Source organism: Apilactobacillus sp. EABW-1NA, from assembly GCF_030398685.1.
Lineage (GTDB): Bacteria > Bacillota > Bacilli > Lactobacillales > Lactobacillaceae > Apilactobacillus > Apilactobacillus waqarii.
Map to the genome: position 1 here is coordinate 1 of NZ_JAPDKO010000043.1, position 4,600 is coordinate 4,600.

Annotated in this window: 6 protein-coding genes; 2 read left to right on the forward strand and 4 right to left on the reverse strand. The window is 36.9% G+C overall.

The genetic code is table 11. The features are described 5' to 3' along the window. Nucleotides 1-137: 137 nt before the first annotated feature. Nucleotides 138-842, reverse strand: a complete 705-nt coding sequence (locus OEZ61_RS07790; RefSeq protein ID WP_034535306.1) for a class I SAM-dependent methyltransferase — start codon at nucleotides 840-842, stop codon at nucleotides 138-140. A 99-nt stretch (nucleotides 843-941) separates the two neighbouring features. Then, a complete protein-coding gene (locus OEZ61_RS07795; protein WP_034535308.1) occupies nucleotides 942-1,499 on the reverse strand; it encodes a TetR/AcrR family transcriptional regulator in 558 nt (185 codons plus the stop codon). Nucleotides 1,500-1,612: 113 nt separating this feature from the next. Between OEZ61_RS07795 and OEZ61_RS07800 the strand changes: the two genes are divergently transcribed. Beyond that, a complete protein-coding gene (locus tag OEZ61_RS07800; RefSeq protein ID WP_034535309.1) occupies nucleotides 1,613-2,365 on the forward strand; it encodes a sulfite exporter TauE/SafE family protein in 753 nt (250 codons plus the stop codon). A gap of 39 nt (nucleotides 2,366-2,404) precedes the next feature. On the opposite strand, the gene OEZ61_RS07805 is transcribed toward OEZ61_RS07800, so the two are convergent. Then, nucleotides 2,405-3,124, reverse strand: coding sequence for a YdhK family protein (locus OEZ61_RS07805; RefSeq protein ID WP_239642236.1), 720 nt, complete (start codon nucleotides 3,122-3,124; stop codon nucleotides 2,405-2,407). Between the two features lie 194 nt (nucleotides 3,125-3,318). Between OEZ61_RS07805 and OEZ61_RS07810 the strand changes: the two genes are divergently transcribed. Then, entirely contained in the window at nucleotides 3,319-4,461 is a 1,143-nt protein-coding gene (locus OEZ61_RS07810; protein WP_034535310.1) for a hypothetical protein, read from the forward strand. Nucleotides 4,462-4,503: 42 nt separating this feature from the next. Here the strand turns inward: OEZ61_RS07810 and OEZ61_RS08290 are convergent, their stop codons facing one another. After that, nucleotides 4,504-4,596, reverse strand: a complete 93-nt coding sequence (locus OEZ61_RS08290) for an IS3 family transposase (RefSeq protein ID WP_080719905.1) — start codon at nucleotides 4,594-4,596, stop codon at nucleotides 4,504-4,506. Between the last annotated feature and the right edge of the window lie 4 nt (nucleotides 4,597-4,600).

Consider the following 4,600-nt stretch of genomic DNA (forward strand, 5'->3'; position numbering starts at 1 on the left):
CTTATTAATAATTTTTGTAAATCCTAAACCATTATAATAATCTTTAATGGCAGCTAATTTTAATTCTTTAGAAAACATAAAAGAACCCCTTAGGTTAGATTTCTCCAACTCAAGGGGTTCAGTTCAGTCGGCTTTTTTTATTTGTTGGTAACTTTGATTGCACGTAGGAAGAAGAAACGTTCGAATCTTCTGTGCATGTATTCAACTTTTAGTCCTCTGTTTTCAAACTCGTTGGCATATTTCTTTGTCATACGAGGAGTGTTTACCATAAAGATAGTTCCCTTATCAGCAATTACACGGGCGATTTCAAAAGCAATATCAGTGTAAACTGACTTCTTAGGAGTACTCAATTGGTTACCATTTGCAGAGATAGCAGTGATAACGTCGAATTCCTTGTCATCGAATGGTAGGTTTTCGATATCTGCAGTGGTAATTTCAATACGGTCTTTAACGTTTTCTAAGTATGCATTTTTTTCAAGGCGTTTAATGGTGTATTGATACTTATCTTCGACACCATAAACTTTGTTTAGCTTAGTATCACGGGCTAGCTTGATTAAAGCGTAACCTGTTCCTGTACCTAAATCTAATCCCTTATCCTTGCCTTCAAACTTGTTTTCATCAACGAATTGACGAACAAAGTTCTTCTTAAAGGTAACACTTCTAAATAGTGCCCAAATCGCAATTAAAATTAGGATTAAAACGTACATGTAAAATCTTTTTTTGTGATCTAAAGCAATTGATCCTAAAAGACATAATGCGCCAATGATTGCAGTAGCAATAATGTATGGTTCATCAGTCTTATATCTGTACCAATGCTTTACCCAACCGGTAAATTTTTTCATTATTATGTATCCTTTCTAAAAAACACTCTGAATATATAATAACAAATATAATCCAAATTACTTAAAAAATAAATTGATTTTTCAAATTAAATCGTAGAATTAAGAATTCTTTAGAGCATTTAAACTAATATTGAGCATTTCAGTAAAGCTGGATTCCGACCTCACTTCAGGACTCTTAAACCAACCGGTTCCGACGTTTAAAATGTCACCAACCACCAGGCTTCTGATTAGTCGACTGGCCTTTAGTAACTTATCTGATTCAATGTAACTTTCAAGCATGCGATCAATCAATATTTTCAACTCGTTAAAGGCATCTGTAACAATCTTATATTGATTAGTACGGTGATGTGAAATCACAAATTGAGCCAAGTTGATGTGTCTTACTCCCATCTTTCTAAACGTTAGTGCTAGTGTGATGACGCCATCATGACCACTCTTGCCAAACGTCTTTTCTTGGGCAATTGTACAAGCTGATGAAATGACGGTCCCAACAATCGCGTACTCTAATTCCTTTTGGTTCTTAAAATAGTTATATAACGATTGAGAAGTAATCTTCATCTTCCTAGAAATGGTGGAAAACGTGATTTTATCTCCTCTTTCAATCATGATGATTGCGGTCTTGATAATGTCTTTTTTTGAAATCGTTGCTGTTCTCACATCGATGCCCCCCAAACATATAAATTGATAATTACATATTGAATGCTATAATTACATATTGTAATTAATAAATGATAAAAAAGCAATTAACGTAAATAGAGAGGATTATTATTATGTCTAGTATTATCTTTTTAGTCGTCTTCGGGGTCGTTGTTGGAATGCTAACTATCCTATTAGGTGGTGGTGGCGGTGCCATCTATCTAGGAATTCTAACTGGTGTCATCGGTCTAAACGCAGCCAACGCAGCATCTACATCATTAGTAACTAGTTTGCCACCATTAATCATCGGAGCAATTAGTTACTACCGACAAGGAAAAATTGATGTCAAAATCGGAAACCAAATGCTAATTGCCGCACTTCCATCAGTAGTCGTTGGTTCCATCCTATCCCATTTCATCCCTGATTCATTCTACAAATGGATCATCGGTTTAATCATGATTATCCTAGGTGTTAACATGCTAAAAAAGACCAAAACGGTTTCTGAAGCAGCCATCGATAATAACGGAAATGACCGAATAAAAGCATCCATATACGGATGTTTAGCCGGTCTAATGGTCGGAGTTGCCGGAATGAGTGGTGGCGCGGTCATCACCGCCGGACTATTCATTCTAGGGCTTGAAACCTTCAACGCAACTGCCACATCAACATACGTATTGGCATTCATGTCCACCGTTGGTATGTTATTCCACTTAGCGGGTGGATCAATCGACTGGCATGCCAGTTTGCCACTAACCGCCGGTGCCATCGTCGGTGCCATTGTTGCTCCAATGCTAGCAAGTGGTCTTGCCAAGAGCTCAATCAGTAAGTACCTAAAACCATTTATCGGAATCATGTTAGTCCTACTTGGCATTAAATCTTTACTATAAAATAAAAAGACCTGACGTTTGTCAGGTCTTTTTTGATTGTTACTTAATTGCTTTTAGTTCTTGTTGAGTTAACCACTTGTGGTTCTTCATAACCATCTTAGTCTTAGTATCTTTGAAAGTTACTACGTAAGCAGGTCCTTTGTGAACCTTAACAATCTTACCCTTCGCACCCTTCATATCGTACATGTGATCAGCTAAAACAGTAACCTTCTTACCAGCTTTTAGTGCACCCTTTGCTTTTAGTTCGCTAGCTACTACCCACTTGTGGTTCTTAACCATCTTGCCACCGTTTGTTGGCATAAAGTCAATTTCATATAGGTCAGTCTTGTATACACCGGCAACAGTTGCCTTAGCGTTGTACATACCTTCCATGTGCTTAGCCTTTAGCGTTACCTTTTGGCCAACATGGAATTTAGCATGAGTAGCTTTCTTCAAGCCCTTTGGTAGTTTAGAGTTCATGTTCATTTCTAAACCATCCATCATCATGCCACTCATCATTGAGTGTTTCATGTTCATCTTATTTGAAGATTTTTTAGTCATCTTCATAGTTGATTTCTTGACAGTATTCTTCTTTGCTGACTTCTTAGCCATCTTCATTGATGATTTCTTGGTAGACTTCTTAGTAGTCTTCTTTTCCATCTTCATTGATGACATGTCGTGCATGTGACCCATTGAGTCAGCACTTACAGCCACTCCTGATAGTAGTGAAAGTGATAAAGCAGCAACTGAAAGTGAAGTCATAATGTTTCTTTTCTTCATTATTTGGCACCCCTTATAAAATATGTTTTACATTAAATAATCTTGCTTGATAAGAATATATCAAATCGACTTGCCTTTGTCTACAAATGTAACCCGAAATAATTAAAAAGATTACAATCTTCTGAAAATGTAGAAAAAAGTCTAATTATAAGTTAAGATAGTCATAATATTTATTTTGAAAGAAGGATTCATACATGAAGTTTCAAAAAAGCATCATGACCGCTTTAGCTGGTGCTGTCCTAATCGCCACACCTGCTGTTGCAGCCAATGCCAGCTCACTACCCAGCAAATCTTCCAGCTACTGGAACCAAGCTCGTGTCGTTACCACCACTAAGAAAATTGTGGCAACTGAACACAAGGTAGTTAAAAAGAACATCTCTAAGAAAGTTCTAAAAAAGGTTCACATCAAAAAAGGAGCCAAAATCTCTGTCACGCACGTGAAGGGAAACGTTTGGAAAATTACGGGTGTTAAGACTCCTAAGAACACTGTTTTAACAACTAGCCAAGCCAAGACTACTTGGATGAAACGAGTTGCTAAGAAAACTACTAAGGCAACTGTTAACACTAACAAAAACGTTCCTTTATACGCTGTTACCAAGAAGACCACTGTTTACGGATACGCTGTTAAGAACAACACCATCCAATCCAAGAAGATCATAAAAAAGAGCACCATTGCTAAAAACCAAGTTATTTTAGTTAGAAAATTAAATAACGGTCAATGGATGTTAATCGGTGGAAGCGTTCCTGAAATCAAGAACGGTATCTGGATTACTAAGACCACTAAATCAAACTGGATTAAACGCGTTCCTGTTTACACTACCAGTAAGAAGACTGTTCCTACCAACGACTTAAGCACTAAGGCTGCTAACGATGCTTACTATGCATTGAACGCACCAATCAGCACAGGTAAGACCGTTCTTAAATTTGGTGATTCAGTGAAGGCAATGAAGATTGACGATTCAAACGAAATGCTTGTAATAGGTGGTAAGAGTTACAAGGTTACAATCAACAACAACCAACCTTATGCCATCACATCAAACACTTTAGTATTAAAACTAGCTAACGGAAACACTGGACTACAATCACTATACAACCCTGGTGATAGTCGTGTAATTCTTCCAAAAACTTATACACCTTCAAATGGTGATCAATGGTTCCAATACAATCCAAAGCAAAGTAACTACAAGGTTTACGTATATGCAAGTTCTCTTGAAGGTTGGTTGTATCGTGAAGTATATACACCAAAGCAAACTACAACTAACAACACAAATTCAAACACTACCAACAATAACCAAGAAAAAGATACTGGAAATACTAATACAACTACTTCTAAGTAATAAAAAAGGACTGTGACCTGAACCCCTAAAATTGGAAGATGGTTATGCTATTTTCTGGGAGGAATTGATCCGGTATTCAACCGGTGACATTCCTCCCAGTTTTTGTTTTATACGATAATTGTTGTAATAAGATATATAT

What these genes read in the sequence shown, in the direction of transcription:
- OEZ61_RS07790 (WP_034535306.1), bottom strand. Translation starts at nt 842, where the DNA reads ATGAAAAAATTTACCGGTTGGGTAAAGCATTGGTACAGATATAAGACT.
- OEZ61_RS07800 (WP_034535309.1), top strand. Translation starts at nt 1,613, where the DNA reads ATGTCTAGTATTATCTTTTTAGTCGTCTTCGGGGTCGTTGTTGGAATG.
- OEZ61_RS07805 (WP_239642236.1), bottom strand. Translation starts at nt 3,124, where the DNA reads ATGAAGAAAAGAAACATTATGACTTCACTTTCAGTTGCTGCTTTATCA.
- OEZ61_RS07810 (WP_034535310.1), top strand. Translation starts at nt 3,319, where the DNA reads ATGAAGTTTCAAAAAAGCATCATGACCGCTTTAGCTGGTGCTGTCCTA.